At 53.6% G+C, this 15,519-nt stretch carries 13 protein-coding genes and 2 riboswitches; of the genes, 10 read left to right on the plus strand and 3 right to left on the minus strand.

Features of this window, described 5'->3' with window-relative positions; translation table 11 throughout:
* Positions 1-117: 117 nt before the first annotated feature.
* Positions 118-1,188, minus strand: a complete 1,071-nt coding sequence (locus WMO24_RS00635; RefSeq protein ID WP_349214129.1) for a mechanosensitive ion channel family protein — start codon at positions 1,186-1,188, stop codon at positions 118-120.
* Positions 1,189-1,291: 103 nt separating this feature from the next.
* Positions 1,292-1,444, plus strand: a riboswitch (FMN riboswitch).
* A 109-nt stretch (positions 1,445-1,553) separates the two neighbouring features.
* Here WMO24_RS00635 and WMO24_RS00640 point away from each other — a divergent pair.
* From WMO24_RS00640 to WMO24_RS00665, 6 genes are all read left to right on the plus strand, one after another.
* Entirely contained in the window at positions 1,554-2,111 is a 558-nt protein-coding gene (locus WMO24_RS00640; protein WP_349214131.1) for an ECF transporter S component, read from the plus strand.
* 45 nt (positions 2,112-2,156) lie between these two features.
* Positions 2,157-2,255, plus strand: a riboswitch (SAM riboswitch).
* Positions 2,256-2,322: 67 nt separating this feature from the next.
* A complete protein-coding gene (gene metK, locus WMO24_RS00645; RefSeq protein WP_349214133.1) occupies positions 2,323-3,468 on the plus strand; it encodes a methionine adenosyltransferase in 1,146 nt (381 codons plus the stop codon).
* Between the two features lie 99 nt (positions 3,469-3,567).
* The gene (locus WMO24_RS00650; protein WP_349214135.1) at positions 3,568-5,307 is read left to right on the plus strand and encodes a glycosyltransferase family 2 protein; all 1,740 of its coding nucleotides are present in this window, start codon (positions 3,568-3,570) and stop codon (positions 5,305-5,307) included.
* Between the two features lie 69 nt (positions 5,308-5,376).
* Positions 5,377-5,712, plus strand: a complete 336-nt coding sequence (locus WMO24_RS00655) for a hypothetical protein (RefSeq protein ID WP_349214137.1) — start codon at positions 5,377-5,379, stop codon at positions 5,710-5,712.
* Positions 5,713-5,733: 21 nt separating this feature from the next.
* Positions 5,734-7,938, plus strand: coding sequence for an SF1B family DNA helicase RecD2 (gene recD2 / locus WMO24_RS00660; RefSeq protein ID WP_349214138.1), 2,205 nt, complete (start codon positions 5,734-5,736; stop codon positions 7,936-7,938).
* A complete protein-coding gene (locus WMO24_RS00665) occupies positions 7,935-8,600 on the plus strand; it encodes a ComF family protein (RefSeq protein ID WP_349214140.1) in 666 nt (221 codons plus the stop codon). Before recD2 ends, WMO24_RS00665 begins: the two co-directional genes overlap by 4 nt.
* Before the next feature lie 26 nt (positions 8,601-8,626).
* Here WMO24_RS00665 and spoIID read toward each other — a convergent pair whose 3' ends face one another.
* Entirely contained in the window at positions 8,627-9,628 is a 1,002-nt protein-coding gene (gene spoIID / locus WMO24_RS00670) for a stage II sporulation protein D (RefSeq protein ID WP_349214141.1), read from the minus strand.
* Positions 9,629-9,763: 135 nt separating this feature from the next.
* Between spoIID and WMO24_RS00675 the strand changes: the two genes are divergently transcribed.
* A complete protein-coding gene (locus WMO24_RS00675; RefSeq protein ID WP_349214142.1) occupies positions 9,764-11,122 on the plus strand; it encodes a citrate synthase in 1,359 nt (452 codons plus the stop codon).
* Positions 11,122-11,940 (plus strand): hypothetical protein, encoded by an 819-nt coding sequence (locus WMO24_RS00680; RefSeq protein ID WP_349214144.1) that lies wholly within the window; start codon positions 11,122-11,124, stop codon positions 11,938-11,940. Before WMO24_RS00675 ends, WMO24_RS00680 begins: the two co-directional genes overlap by 1 nt.
* Before the next feature lie 39 nt (positions 11,941-11,979).
* Here WMO24_RS00680 and WMO24_RS00685 read toward each other — a convergent pair whose 3' ends face one another.
* On the minus strand, positions 11,980-12,840 hold the full coding sequence (locus tag WMO24_RS00685; RefSeq protein WP_349214145.1) for an NYN domain-containing protein: 861 nt from the start codon (positions 12,838-12,840) through the stop codon (positions 11,980-11,982).
* A gap of 169 nt (positions 12,841-13,009) precedes the next feature.
* Here WMO24_RS00685 and WMO24_RS00690 point away from each other — a divergent pair, with 169 nt between their 5' ends.
* A complete protein-coding gene (locus tag WMO24_RS00690) occupies positions 13,010-14,203 on the plus strand; it encodes a cation diffusion facilitator family transporter (protein ID WP_349214147.1) in 1,194 nt (397 codons plus the stop codon).
* Entirely contained in the window at positions 14,157-15,407 is a 1,251-nt protein-coding gene (locus tag WMO24_RS00695; RefSeq protein ID WP_349214148.1) for an aminotransferase-like domain-containing protein, read from the plus strand. Before WMO24_RS00690 ends, WMO24_RS00695 begins: the two co-directional genes overlap by 47 nt.
* The last annotated feature ends 112 nt before the right edge of the window (positions 15,408-15,519 follow it).

Here is a 15,519-nt window from a genome sequence, read left to right on the forward strand (position 1 = left end):
CTTCATTCTACCACAGGGGGCTGTATGAACTCCTTTTTATTTCCCTAAAGTGTTGCACTTGATAGTATAATTCACCCGACCACAGAAAAAAGGCTCCGCTTAAGCGGAGCCTTTTTCTTAATTGTTTTTGAGAGGCGTGGAGAAATAGATGCTTTGTGACGGATAAGCAAGCTGCGCGCCGCGCTGTTCCAAAATCCCCATGATTTGGAGATTGATTTCTTCTTTGGCTGCGCGGTAGTCCTTGATGGCAGTGCATTTGGTGTAATAAATGACGGTGATGTCAATGGAGCTGGGGGCGAAATCCAAAAGGCGAACCTGTACGGTATCTTCATTGACCGCAGGGTTTTCTTTCAGCAGCGTCCGGATGTCCTCCATGACAACGGTCAGAACCTCTTTGGGAGTGGAATACAAAAGCCCCAGCTTAAACTGGCACAGGCGCATGTTCATCCGCGTCCAGTTTGTGATCGGGGTACTGGTCAGCTTGCTGTTGGGGACAATCGTGAGAGCACCATCCAGCGTGCGGATTTTGGTGGAACGAAGCGTAATATCCTCGACGCTTCCCTCCACATCCGGTGTGGAGATCCAATCGCCAATTTCCATGGGCTGTTCTGCCACGATCACAAGACCGCCGAAAAAGTTACCCGCCAGATCCTGGCCGGCCAGAGCAAAGGTCAGACCACCGAGTCCAAGTCCGGCCAGAACGCCATTGATGTCGTACCCGATCGCACCCAGAACCATGGTGGCGGAAATGAGAACCACTACGGCCTGGCACAGGCGCGTAATAAAATTCACCAGTGCTTTCCCGGTCCCAAAATCAAACTTCATGCCAAAACCGTGAATAAACCGGGGCACGACCTGACAGCTGGAAAAGAATCCCCAGGTCAGAAGCAGAATCGACCCCACCGTGCAAAGTTTTTTCAGAAGCTCCGGAATGGCGCCGCTTTTCAAAAGCTCAAAGGGAAGAAGCGTCAGGCAGAAATAAACCCCGAGCAGAAGAATCAGAAAAAAGATCGGCTTTTGGAAGGAACGCTGGATCAGTTCAATGTTGGGGCGGCTCAGTTTTTGGGAAAGGCGAATGAAAAAGGGGAATGCCAGAAACCGTACCGCGAAAGCCCCCGCAGTGAACAAAAACAGAATTCCGCCTGCGAAAAGGAAATCGCGCAGTTCAAGTTCAATCGTATTATCCATTGAAAATACCTCTTGTCCGTTTTTTTCAGTATACCACAAAAAGCCCTTCGCACCAAGCGGAGAAAGCTTGCATTTTCAAAGAACTGTGTTATACTGAATACATAGTCTGTTTCAGGGCGGGGTGAAATTCCCCACCGGCGGTACAGCCCGCGACCGTTTCCCAGTGCGGAAACGCTGATTCGGTGAAATTCCGAAGCCGACGGTGAAACTTTCGGGTGAAAAGCCCGGGGTGCAGTCCGGATGAAAGAAACAACGGTGCAAGTGCATGGTTTCGCCCTTTCGCAGTTCGCGAAAGGGCGTTTTTTGTACAGGCGCCTACGTGCTCCCCGAAACGGGCCTCAAAAAATTTTTTGGAGGTTCGTATAATGTCCACAACAATTTCCAGCAACACACGCAAACTTGTCACACAGGCGCTGCTTGCGGCTGTAGCCATCGTTTTGGTGGCGTTCGTCCATTTTCCCCTGATTCCTGCGGCTCCTTTTTTGGAGTATGACCCGGCGGACATTCCCATTTTCATCGGCGCCTTTTTGTTTGGTCCGTGGGCCGGCCTGGGCCTTACGGTGGTAACGGCCATCATTCAGGGGTTGACGGTCAGCGCCAGCAGCGGTCCTATCGGAATCGTAATGCACATTTTGGCAACAGGTACTTTTGTGGTACTGGCGGGAAGCATTTATCAGCGCCACAGGACCCGCAAAGGTGCTGTGGTGGCGCTGGTATTGGGTTCTTTGGCCATGACGGCAGTCATGTGCCTGTGCAATTTGGTCTTTACGCCGCTGTTTATGGGCTCTACCGTGGGCGCTGTGGTGCAGATGCTGCTGCCGGCTATTATTCCGTTCAATCTGGCCAAAGCGGGTATCAACAGCCTGGTCACTTATGTGGTCTATAAAGCGGTGAGCCGTGTGGTGTTTCAAGAAAAGTCTTGACAAAGGCGGCTTGGCCGATTATACTGTCTTGTGCAATTGAATATTTTCTTATCAAGAGCGACGGAGGGAACAGGCCCTGTGAAGTCCGACAACCTGCCTTTGGGTAAGGTGCCAAATCCTGCGGGTAACACCGAAAGATAAGCTGTCAGAGCCCGGTGTTTGCCGGGCTCTTCTTTTTCGGCGCTCTTTACAAACAGAAAGGAACACAAGAATGTCTCAGAAAAAACTTTTTACGTCTGAATCCGTTACAGAAGGCCATCCCGATAAAATCTGCGATCAGATTTCCGATGCGATTCTGGATGCGATCCTCGCTGAGGACCCCGCCGGCCGTGTGGCCTGCGAGACCGCTGCGTCCACCGGAATGGTGCATATCATGGGCGAGATCACGACCAACTGTTACGTGGACTTTCAGAAAATTGTTCGCGACGTGGTGCGCGATATCGGCTATACCCGCGCAAAATACGGATTTGACGCGGACACATGCGCGGTCATTGCCAACGTGGACGAGCAGTCTCCGGATATTGCCATGGGCGTGAATCCCGGCGGTGCAGGCGACCAGGGGATGATGTTCGGCTATGCCTGCACCGAGACGCCCGAACTGATGCCGCTGCCGATTTCGCTGGCCCACAAGCTGGCGCGCCGGCTGACCCAGGTCCGCAAGGACGGCACGCTGGATTATCTGCGTCCGGACGGCAAGAGCCAGGTGACAGTGGAGTATGACGGCGAGACGCCGATTCATATTGATACGGTGGTCATTTCCAGCCAGCACGCGCCGGAAGTGGAGATGGAGCAGCTGCGCGAAGATATCAAGCGCGAGGTCATTCTGCCGATCCTTCCGCCGGAACTGGTGGACGCGGAAACCAAGTTTTTCATCAACCCTACCGGACGCTTTGTTGTGGGTGGCCCGCAGGGTGATACCGGCCTGACCGGCCGCAAAATAATCGTGGATACATACGGCGGGATGGGCCGCCATGGCGGCGGCGCCTTCTCCGGCAAAGATCCCACAAAGGTGGACCGCTCGGCCGCATATGCGGCCCGTTGGGTGGCCAAAAACATTGTGGCGGCAGGCTTTGCCAGTCGGTGTGAGGTGCAGCTGGCTTACGCCATTGGCGTAGCGGAGCCGGTCAGCATCCGTGTGGATACGTTTGGAACCGGAACGGTGGACGAAACAGCCATTGAGCAGGCGGTAGAAAAGGTGTTTGACCTTCGCCCGGCTGCCATCATTGAACAGCTGGATTTGCGCCGTCCCATTTATCGCAATCTGGCGGCCTATGGTCACATGGGACGCGAAGATCTGGGCGTAAAGTGGGAAAATACCGACCGGGTGGATGCATTGAAAGCTGCAGTACGCCAATAAATAAAAGAAAGGCGGTCTCGTGAGAGACTGCCTTTTTCTTTTCCTCAGGCAAGGTTTGTGGTATACTACTTGTGATTTGAAACGGAAAGGGGCCGCTTTATGCGTTACGATATCGTTCTGGTCAGCTACAACAGCGAGCGTTGGATCCCGGGGTGTATGGAGGCTTTGCGGAGCGTGGACTATGACCTGGCGCAGCTTCACGTGCTGGTGGCGGACAATGGCTCGCAGGACGGCACGTTGCCGCTGCTGCAGGCCGAGCAGGAAAAAGGCGGTTTTGGCGGCTTTACGGTGCTGCAAAACGGCGGCAATCTGGGGTTTGGCGCTGCGTGCAATCGGGGGGCGAACAAAGGCGGGGCTCCTTTTGTATTCTTCTTGAATGTGGATACGCGGGTGGATGCCGGTGTGTTTCGCGCACTGGATGAGGCGGCGCAGCAGCATCCGGAGGCGGGCGGTTTTGAGTGCCGCCAGATCCCCTGCGAAACGGGGCATCACATCGATCCGGTCTCTTTGGAGACCCCCTGGGCCAGCGGCGCGGTTTTTTGCGTGCGCCGCACTGCGCTGGAGCAGGTCCGCGGGTTTGATGAACATATTTTTATGTATTGTGAAGATGTGGATCTTTCCTGGCGTTTGCGCGCCTCCGGCTGGCGTTTGTTTTATGTGCCACGGGCAAAGGTGACGCATTATTGTTATGAGAACGGCGGCCCGAAACTTTCGGAATATGCGGGAAGTTTTTATGGCAATTTGCTGTTGCGCTATAAGTACGGCAGCGTGCGGGATATTTGGAACGGGCATAAAATGTATCTGAATGCGCTGATGCATCCCGTGCATTTTGACGGCGTTCGCAGAGTCTTCCTGAAAAATTATCTTCGCCATTTTCTTCGCCTGTGGCCGTTCTGGTTTTGGCGTTTTCAAAATCGAGATGCATTTGCGGCAAAGATGGCACGGTTCGACGGCGGCTTTTCGCCGGACCGGGGCTTGCACGTTCTGGACCCGTGGCCGGGTGATGAAAAGCCCCTGGTGTCCGTGATCGTGCGTACCTGCGCCCGACCGGAGGTTCTGCGGGGCGCGCTTTGCTCTCTTCGCAATCAAACCTGGGAATCGCTGGAGATCGTAGTGGCGGAAGACGGCGAACCGGTTTCCCGCGAAATGCTGGAACAGGAGTTTTCCGATTTGAACATTGTCTATTGCAATGACGGAAAACGGCATGGCCGCGCTGCAAACGGCAACCGGGGCGCAGCCATGGCCAGGGGAGAGTATTTGAATTTCCTGGATGATGACGATTATTTTTATCCGGACCACATTGAGCTGCTGATGACGGAACTTGCCCGGCATCCGCAGGCCGATATGGTATTGGGCAGTTCCATGGCGCTGTTCGGTACATTGGAGCAGGCGGAGACGCGCCTGCAGAATATGACATTCGATCATATCACGCTGTTCCGTATGTGCCAGATGAACTGTATCCCCATCCAAACGGTGCTGTTCCGCAAAAAGCTGTTTGAACAATACGGCGGATTGGAAGAATCTTTGGATGCGCACGAGGACTGGTCCATGTGGCTTCGTTATTGGCCACATGCGAAGCGGATTCATGAACAGGGGCCGGACATCCGGCGTGCCACCAGCATTTTTGTACAGCCGGCTACATCGGACGGCCAGCAGGCGCGCATGGACAAATACCGGCAGAGCAACCGTGCGTTTTTTGAGAACGAAGAGCTGCGGTTCGACGTAACGCTGAAGCAGATGCGGGACTTTTATGATGAGATGATTGCGGACATGCGCTGTCTGGAAGCTCGGGGCGAACTGCACGATTATCTGGAAAAACAGGCAAATCGGGACCGGTGAGATCGCGTTTGCACACATTCCGCCGCTTTTTCATATGGTGGGGTAAACCATAAAAAGGTGGTGCGGAAAATGCGAAGCGGGCTTTTTCTGATTGTTGTGACGATGTTCGCGGCACTGGGAGTTTATTATTTGCTGGAATTGGCCGCCAGCGCGCTGTTTCGGAGAGGGAAACTGAAAAACGCGGTGGTGCTGCTGGCAGTGGGTTCCACCGAAGAGATGTGGAACAATGTTTTGCATGTGCGGGCACGCCTGCCGGAAAGCGGCGTGATCGTATTATGCGAAAAGGAACTGGATGTGGCGCGTCTGGAGCCGGGCCTGAAGGGAGTGGTGTTTGCCTCTCCCGATACAGTGGGAGATGCCGTATGCAGCCAGCTGGCGGTTTTCCCGACAAAGCGCACAGACTGACGCCGGAGAGGAGAACCAAGGTTGGAGCAGGAGCTGGAAACGCTGACCGGCACAGTGGAAAATATTGTTTACCGAAGTGAGGAAACAGGATACACTGTGCTGGAATTTGCCAGCGACGGAATTTTGTTTACGGCAGTGGGCGAAATGGAAGATGTAGCCGAAGGGGAAGAAGTGGTCCTTCATGGGCGCTTTGTAACGCATCCCAGTTTTGGCGAGCAGCTGCGGGTGGAGGCCTATGAGGTCAGCCTTCCGGAGACGGCGGCGGCCATTCGGCGCTACCTGGCCAGTGGCGTGCTGCCCTACATCGGCAAGGCAATGGCAGGCCGCATTGTGGATCTGTTTGGCGAGGATACACTGGAAGTGATCGCCAGCCAGCCCATGAGCCTGACTGCGGTGAAGGGAATCAGCGAAGAGAAGGCAAGAGCGATTTCCAATGAATTTAAACGCCTGTATGGCGTGCGGGAGGCCATCAACTGCCTGGCCAAGTACAACCTTTCCACTGCCACGGTCGTGGCGATGTACCGCCACTACGGGCCGGACACCGTGGATGTGATCGCGCGGGACCCGTATGTGCTGTGCGCCTATCCCGCTTATCAGGATTTCTCCGTGGCAGATGCCATTGCGCAGAATATGAGTTTTGAATACAATTCGCAGGAGCGGGTCCGCGCCGGGTTGCAGTACGTCCTTCGGCACAATTTGCAGAACGGTCATGCATGCCTTCCGGATGACAAGCTGTGTGCGGCGGTTTCTTCCTTTTTGCGTGTGGAGCCGGAGACGGTCACCTCTGTGCTGGAAAATATGATGGAATACGGCGATCTCAGCTGTGTTGAGACCGAAAAAATGCGTGCGGTGTACCTTCCGGATTATCTGCGGGCCGAACGGAACATCGCGGCGCATCTCCGTATGCTGATGAGCTTGTCCGCACCCGGTGAAGAGCAGGGAGACAAGCTGATCGACCGTATTGAACAGCTTCAGGGGATTCGCTATGCGCCTCTTCAGAGGGAGGCGATTTCGGCGGCGCTGCGCAGCAATGCGCTGGTGCTCACCGGCGGTCCCGGTACAGGTAAAACCACTGCGGTCAATGCCATGCTGGCCGCTTTTGAACAATGCGGAGACCGGGTCGCGCTGGCTGCTCCAACGGGCCGTGCGGCGAAACGACTTTCGGAACTGACCGGCCGCAAGGCAAAAACCATTCACCGTTTGCTGGAGGTGGATCGGTCAGGCGGGGAAATCGTCCGGTTTATTCACAATGAGAAGAACTTGCTCAAGTGCGACGTGGTTGTGATCGATGAGATGAGCATGGTGGATGACATGCTGTTTGAAAGTCTCCTTTTGGCACTCAAACCGGCGTGCAAGATCATTATGGTGGGAGACGAAGACCAGCTCCCCAGTGTGGGGGCCGGCAATGTGTTGGGAAACATCATTGCCTCCGGCATTGTGCCGACCGTGCGCCTTACGGAAATTTTTCGTCAGGCTGCGGAGAGCATGATCGTTTCCAATGCGCATCGCATTGTGACAGGGCAACCGCCTCAAAAGGGCGGCTTGGACAGCGACTTTTTCATGCTGGAATCCGACGGCGAGGCCTGCGCGGATCTGGTCTGTGATCTGGTTTGCCGCCGGTTGCCTCAGAGCTATGGGTTCGATCCCTTTGAGGATATTCAGGTGCTTTGCCCAAGCAAAATCGGACCGCTTGGGACTGTTGCACTGAATGCCGCGCTTCAGCAGCGCCTGAACCCGCCGGGACCCGGACGGCCGCAGATTCAGGTGCGGGATAAGATCCTGCGCGTGGGCGACAAAGTCATGCAGATTAAGAACAATTATGACATTCCCTATACGAGACCTGACGGCGGTGAGGACGGAGCAGGGGCGTTCAACGGGGATATGGGCGTCATTGAGTCGGTGGATGTGCGCGGCGGCAGTGTCACGGTGCGCAGCGAGGAACGGCGCATCGTCTACACTTCGGAGTATCTGCGGGAACTGGAGCCGGCCTATGCTGTCACCATCCACAAAAGCCAGGGCAGCGAATTCCCCGCGGTCATCGTTCCGGTGATGGATGTCCCGCCCAAGCTGTGCTATCGCAATCTTTTATACACCGGTGTCACGCGGGCAAAAAGCCTTTGCATTCTGGCAGGGCACAGTCGTGAGGTGGTGCAGATGGTGCACAGCGTACGGCGCAATAAGCGCTTCTCCTGCCTTGCGGAACTGCTGCAGAGGGATGATTTATGAAAGAATTTTGTAAACGGCTTTTTCTTCCGCCGCACTGTCCGTACTGCAACGCTGTCTTGGGGTTTGAGCCGGAATGCGAACGCTGCCGGACTGCTCTTCCGCGGCTTGTGTGCGGGCCGGAGCCGATCGCGTGCCGAAAGGGATTGTTTCTCAAGGAAGTTCATGCGGTCTACGATTATGAACCGCCGATTCAGAATGCAGTCTGGCGCTTGAAATTTAACGATGAGCCGGATCTTGCGGAGATATTTGGCGGCGAGATGGCCTGCTTGTTCCGAAAGTGTGAGCTGCGGGCTGATGCATTGGTCCCGGTGCCGTCTTCGCGAAGGAAACAAAAGGCCAGAGGATACTCGGCGCCGATGCTGCTGGCTCAGCAGATGGGAAGAGAACTGGGAATCCCGGTTCTTTTGGTGCTGGAAAAGGTTTTGGAGACGCCGGATCAGCACGGCCTGACCCGGCGGGAGAGAAGGGTGAATCTGCTTGGGGCGTTCGACGTGACGGATGCGCAAGCGGTGCGTAATAAACGGATTCTTTTGGTGGACGATGTGTTTACCACAGGTTCCACACTGGACGAGTGCGCCAAAATGCTTCTTGCGGCAGGGGCGGAACAGTGCGACGCCTTGTGCTTTGCGCGGACAAAAGATAAAGAGCCTGGAAAGACATAAAAAGGAGGGCATCGCCCTCCTTCTTTTTATTGACTCAACTGTGTTCCGGGATAATAATGCGCCAGAATCTCTTCGAAGGTTTTTCCGCTGAGCGCCATGGCGTTGGCGCCGTATTGGCTCATCCCCACGCCGTGCCCGTAACCGTGTGTTGTGATGGAAAACACTTTGTCTTCCGTATATGTGATGGTAAATGCTGCGCTGCGAAGTGAAAGAGCGGTACGAACATCGCTGCCTTTGCAGATTACAGGGCCGATGTGTACTTTCTGCACATAACCCGCGTCGGAAAGCTCCAGCTGGGTAAACCAGCCCGAGGGATCTCCGGAAAGGTCCAGACCGGCAAAACTGGACAGAAGACATTCGGACACTTCCTGTGCGGTCATGGTGATGGTTTGTTCATAGTCGGAACTTTGCAGGTCCAGCGAAGAATCTACGCTTACCAGATACGGAAGGGCTGTGCCCCACACCGCTTCGCTGGATTCGGTCACGCCATTGCTGATGGCGTGGTAGCAAGCCAGCGCAGGTTGTCCGTCGTATAAAAGAACCCGGTCCAGTACCGGCGTGACCACACTTTCCAGGCGCGCTTTGTTTTCCTCATAGTCATCGCCCCACAATCGCTGCATGACTTCGTCGGTCACAAATCCTACGCGGCGGACGGGGTCTGCCTTAAAGTACGCGCCTTTCAGTGTTGGGTCAGACCCGTCGCACTGGGCTTTGACCGCCAGCGCATAGCTGTGCGCAGCAACCGCTTGCGCACGCAAAGCCTCATCCGAGTATGTCATCGGCATTTCTGCAGCTACAGCGCCCAGCACATAGTCCCGCATGGACACAGTCATTACGGTGTCGGTGTCTTCATCCAGAATCAGAAGAGGATCTTCGCTTTCGGCTGTGGAAGTGGCGCTGGAAGTGCTTGGCGCAGGAGAGCTGGCGGAATCGGAAGAGCCTGACGGATGGGGAATCAGCAAGGTCACCATGGGCAGCAGATAAACCAGCAGAGCGAACAAAAGGATCAGGGGCAAAGTTTTTTTCATTTCAGTTCCTCCATTTTGTCTCCTTTGCAGCGGCTTCCCTTGTTTTTTAAGCCTGTATCCTGTAAAATAATTCATATGCGGTCCATTGCGGGACTGCACATAGAGGGAAGTAAGTGACTGGAAAGGAGAATCCGAATGTCTGTCAACCAAAATCTTGAGAAGACAGGCTCTGCTGCATATCTATGCGAGGAGTATCTCAAAAATAACTTCATCGATCCGGCAACCTGTGAACGGTTGGGAGTAAAACGCGGTCTGCGCAATCCGAACGGCACCGGTGTGCTGGCGGGCCTGACCAATGTGTGCGATGTCGTGGGATACGACCTCGTGGATGGAAAGCCTGTGCCGGCACCGGGCAAGCTGATTTATCGCGGAATCGACGTGGCGAACATTGTGGAAGCGGCCTACAAGGAGGACCGGTTCGTTTTCGAAGAGGTGATCTGGCTGCTTTTGTTCGGCAGTCTGCCCAATGCTGAGGACTTGGCACGCTTTCGGAAGATTCTGGAAGAAAACCGTGCGCTGCCTGATAACTTTGCCGAGGACATGATCATGAAAGCGCCTTCGCCAAACATTATGAATAAAATGGCGCGCAGCGTTTTGGCGCTGTATTCTTATGATGATGCGCCCGAGGACATGTCTCTGGCCAATATTCTGGCACAGAGCATCGGGCTGATCGCCAGCCTGCCGACCATTATGGTAAATGCATATCAAATCAAACGGCGTGTCTATGACCGGCAAAGCATGTATCTCCATCTGCCGGTGCCGGGCCAAAGCACAGCGGAGCATATTTTGGCCACGTATCGTGCGGACCAGAAATTCACAAAAGAAGAAGCAAAGCTTCTGGATTTGTGCCTGGTTCTTCATGCGGATCACGGCGGCGGCAACAACTCTACTTTCGCGTGCCGGGTGCTGTCTTCTTCCGGCACGGATACGTATTCCGCCATTGCGGCGGCCATTGGAAGCCTGAAAGGTCCCAAGCACGGCGGTGCGAACCACAAAGTCATGCAAATGCTGGACTATATGAAACAGGATATCCGGGATTATTACGATGACGAGGAAGTAAGCGAGTATCTGCGCAAGCTGCTTGCCAAGGAGGCGGGCGACCGGTCCGGCCTGATTTACGGCATGGGCCATGCGGTTTATACCCAAAGCGATCCCCGTGCAGTGATTCTCCGCAGCCATGCGGTGGAACTGGCACATGAAAAAGGATTTGACGATGAGTTCCACCTCTTGTGTGCGGTGGAGCGTTTGGGTCCGGCGATCATTGAAGAAGTAAAGGGCAAAGCGGCTTGTGCCAATGTGGACCTTTTCTCCGGTCTTATTTACCGCATGCTGGGCATCAGCGACGATTTGTTCACGCCGCTGTTCGCAATCAGCCGTATTCCGGGCTGGTGTGCACACCGGGTAGAAGAAGTGGTGTTTGCCAACCGGATCATTCGCCCGGCTTATAAATATCTGGGCAAAGAACAGAAGTACATTCCGTTAGAGGCGCGCTGATGAAAAAATTTTTATCCGTTTTCACATTGCTTTTGAGCATGGCGCTGGGAGCACTGTATTTGTACAGCCTTTTGCGCTGGACGGATGCGTCCACGGGGTTTGCCACACAGGGGAGCACAAGCCTGCGGTATTTTGCCATGCTTGTGCCGGTATTGTTTGCGCTGCTGACCGGCTGGTGTGTGGACTCCAAAAAGTATTTTCAGGATTTCGGACGAAAATCCGGCCTGGTGCTGCTTCCGGTATCCGTTGCCAGTGAAATTTATGGCTTTATGACCATTCTGTCGGTCTTCTTCGGAGAAGAAACACCCTTGAGCAGCCATCATATGACCGCGACCCTGGCGCTTTTGGGTGATTGTGCAGAGCTTTTGCGGGCGGTTTTGTTCATTCTGTTCGGCGTATGGGGCCTGATGCTTTTCTTTGAAAAATATCTGGAAACTCCCGGCAGCAGTATGCTTTATCTGGGAGTGGCCGGAAGCGCGGCGTTTTTTGTGCACACGGTGCTGCGTTTTCTGGTCCAGCCGGCCAGTTTGTATCGCATTCCGCCGGCAGTGGAAATCCTGGCGGCACTGGCGGCGCTTCTTTTTGTAACATCTTACCTGCGGGCCCATTATCTGCCCGGGCGGCAGGGAGGTACCCGCAGCGTGTGCCGCAACGGTTTGCTGGCCTTTTTCTTCTGCACTTGCCTTGCTTTTCCACAGGCGATCTGGCAGGCAGCCAGCGGCGTGAGTTCCCCGGTGACGGTTCCGCTGGCAGCGGCTCTCGGATTGACGGGCCTCTGGGGTGCGGCAATTTCCATGGGGACCATCTGGGATAACTGAATACAAAAAGAGCGCTCCGGCATGCCGGAGCGCTCTTTTTTATCCTTTGTTGCGAATGAGAAGGTTTTTTCCGCCATTCTCCAGAGGTTCGTATTTGGTCTCGAATTCCTTGGTGTAATCCACCAGCTTATGAAGTTTTGAAAAACCGTAGTTGCGGGAGTCGAAATCGGCATACAGCCTTCCCAGCATGACCCCTACCTGCGAGAGCGGCATATAACCGTCTTCATCTGAATCGAAATCGATGATTTCACGGATTTTTTCTACAATCATGTCCAAAGGCACGAAAGCGGCCGCAAGCTCCTCGTCATGATGCGGTTCACTGGGCGCTGCGGGAACTTCCGTCTCTTTTTCTCTGGGGGGCTCCGCATCCTTTTTGCGTGTGGTGCGCGCGGCTTTCTTGGAGGCGGTTTTGGCGGGCGTTTTCTTTTCGGCCTCCTGTTTGATGTCGGTCTCAGACTTTTTCATCCCCATCAAAACATCCAGATATTTGAACGTATCACAGGCGGCCTTGAAGGCGGTCGGCGTTTTGCTTTCGCCCATGCCGATGACAAACATGCGGCTTTCTCTCAACCGGGCAGCCAGCCGGGTGAAGTCTGAGTCGGAACTGACCAGGCAGAACCCATCCACGTTTTTTCCGTAAAGAATGTCCATGGCGTCAATGATCATGGCGGAGTCTGACGCGTTTTTTCCCTGTGTATAGCTGAACTGCTGTATCGGTGTCAGATTGTGTTCCAGCAAAACCTTTTTCCAGCTGGCCATATCGGGGGTAGTCCAGTCGCCGTAAATCCGTTTGTAGGCAGGAGTGCCGTACATGCTCACTTCGTCGATGATGGTTTTGATATACTTGGGAGAAACGTTTTCCGCATCGATTAAAAGCGCGATTACTTTTCCGTTTTCCATAATTCCTCTTTTCTTCTGCTTATGCAAAAACAATAATAGATTCATTATACAGGATAAATGAGAAAATGTACAATGTCCGCTTGAACTTTGGAAAAATGCGCCCTATAATAGTAGAAATGTCATCATGTCGGCAAAGTTTTGTCGAACAGCAAAAGAGGGATTGGAGTTTATGACCGCATTTCTTGTCAAACATTTTATCCGCGATCCGGACAATACGCAGGATGTGGCTGTGCGCACTGCATTTGGAAATCTGGCCGGTGCAGTGGGGATTGTATGCAATGTATTTTTGTGTCTGGCAAAGCTTGTGGTGGGAACGGTGTTTGGAAGCATCTCCATTACGGCAGATGCCGTAAATAACCTGTCGGACGCATCGTCCAGCATCATTACGCTGCTTGGTTTTAAGCTTTCCAGCCGACCGGCAGACGAGGAGCATCCTTATGGCCATGCGCGTATTGAATATCTGGCGGGCCTGTGCGTTTCCGTGATGATTCTTGTAATCGGTGTGGAGCTGGCGCGAAGCAGTCTGGACAAAATTCTGCATCCCACGCCGGTTGTGTTCAGCTGGTTAACCGTATTTGTTCTGGTGCTGTCCATTTGCGTGAAACTGTGGATGGCGATGTTCAATCGCACAATTGGACGTAAAATCGGTTCATCCACATTGGAAGCAACTGCGGCAGACAGCCGCAATGACGTCATCAGCACCAGTGCGGTTCTGATGGCGGCGCTCATCTCTCATTTTACCAGTCTGTCTTTGGACGGATGGATGGGTCTGGCCGTGGCGGTTTTCATTTTTGTGAGTGGTCTTGGTGTTCTGCGTGACACACTGAATCCGCTTTTGGGTGAGGCTCCCAGTCAGGAAATGACGGAATACATTGCCCGCAAGGTGTTGAGCTATGAGGGGGTCTTGGGCACGCATGACCTGATGGTTCACGATTACGGCCCCGGCCGCTGCTTTGCCAGCGTCCATGTAGAAATGGATGCAAAGGAAGATGTGATGAAGAGCCATGACATCATCGACAACATTGAACGGGATTTTCATGAGCAGGATAACATCCATCTGGTGATTCATTACGATCCAATTGTCACAGGAGATGAAGCGGTGGGGTCCATGCGCAGTTGGATTCAGGAAAAAGTGAAAACAATTTCGCCCGAACTTTCTATCCATGATTTTCGAATGGTGCAGGGGATCAGCCATACCAATTTGATTTTTGATGTGGTGGTACCTCACAACTTTGAACTTTCGGATCAGGTTCTGCGGGAAAAAATCCAGAAACTTGTCTCAGGTGAAAAAACGCGCTATTATACCGTTGTAACAGTTGACCACAGTTATGCGCCGTTCCACACGGATGGCGCAGGAATTTGACGAGGGGGAATGGTATATGGAGTTTCAGATTTCAAACCGGATGCGCGGCATGAAGCCTTCAATCATCCGCGAGATTCTCAAGCAGATGAGCGATCCTGAATTGATCAGCTTTGCAGGCGGGAACCCGGCGGCGGATTCCTTTCCGGCGGCGGATATCGCACGCTTTTCCGCTGAACTGTTGGAAAACGATCCTGTCGGTGTGCTGCAGTATTCTGTGACCGAGGGCGTTCCCGCTGCACGGGAGGCTGTGCGCAAGTTTGCAAACCGTCATGACGAAGTTGTGAAGGATAACGACGATTTGATTCTTGTATCAGGAAGTCAGCAGATTCTGGATTTTGTGACCAAATGCCTTTGCAACGAAGGCGATGTGGTGGCGGTGGAAAATCCGGCGTTTTTAGGCGCGTTTTTGTCTTTCCGCTGCTATGGTGCCAAGCTGGTAGGGGTCTCCATGGAAGAGGATGGCGTGGATCTGACAGAACTGGAAAAAGTGTTTTCTGCCAATCCCAAGCCGCGGTTCTTCTATTGCATTCCCAATTTCCAGAATCCCACGGGGCGGACGATGAGCGCGGAAAAACGCAAGGCAGTCTATGAGCTGAGTGTGAAATATGGCGTGCCGATTTTGGAAGACGACCCCTATGGGGAACTGAGAATTTCCGGGCAGCCGGTTGCGCCGATCAAAAGTCTGGATATCACCGGAAATGTGATTTACGCGGCCAGCTTTTCCAAAATTATGTGCCCGGGCATGCGGCTGGCCTATTGTGTGTGCGACAAGGCTTTGATGAAAAGTCTCGTAATTGCGAAGCAGGGAAGCGATGTGCACACCAACGTTTGGTCTCAGCGCATTTGTGCACAGCTGCTGACCCGCACGGACATGGATCGGCATATTGAAGAAATTCGCCAGATTTATCGTGAAAAAGCAGAGTATATGATGCGTCTGCTGGATGAAAAATGCCCGCAGATTCGCTATGTCCGTCCGGAAGGCGGGATGTTCCTGTGGGGAACACTGCCGGATGGAATCGATATGCAGGAATTTGTAAAAAGATGTCTGGAAAGAAAGCTTGCGGTCGTGCCGGGAAATGCTTTCCTGGTGGATGAAACACAGCCGTGTCAGAATTTCCGTATGAATTTTTCGACGCCGACAAAGGCGAATATTGAAAAAGGTGTAGAGATTATGGCAGCGGTTCTGGCGGAAATGGACCGTTGAGAATCAGGCCGCAGACCGGTCACGGGTCTGCGGCCTTTTTTGTTTACCGAAAACCCCCGGCTGTGCCGGGGAGTTCTCAAAAAGCTTTAGCGTTGCATAGGAAATAAAAACT

The sequence above is a fragment of the Ruthenibacterium intestinale genome, from assembly GCF_040096265.1.
Lineage (GTDB): Bacteria > Bacillota > Clostridia > Oscillospirales > Ruminococcaceae > Ruthenibacterium > Ruthenibacterium komagatae.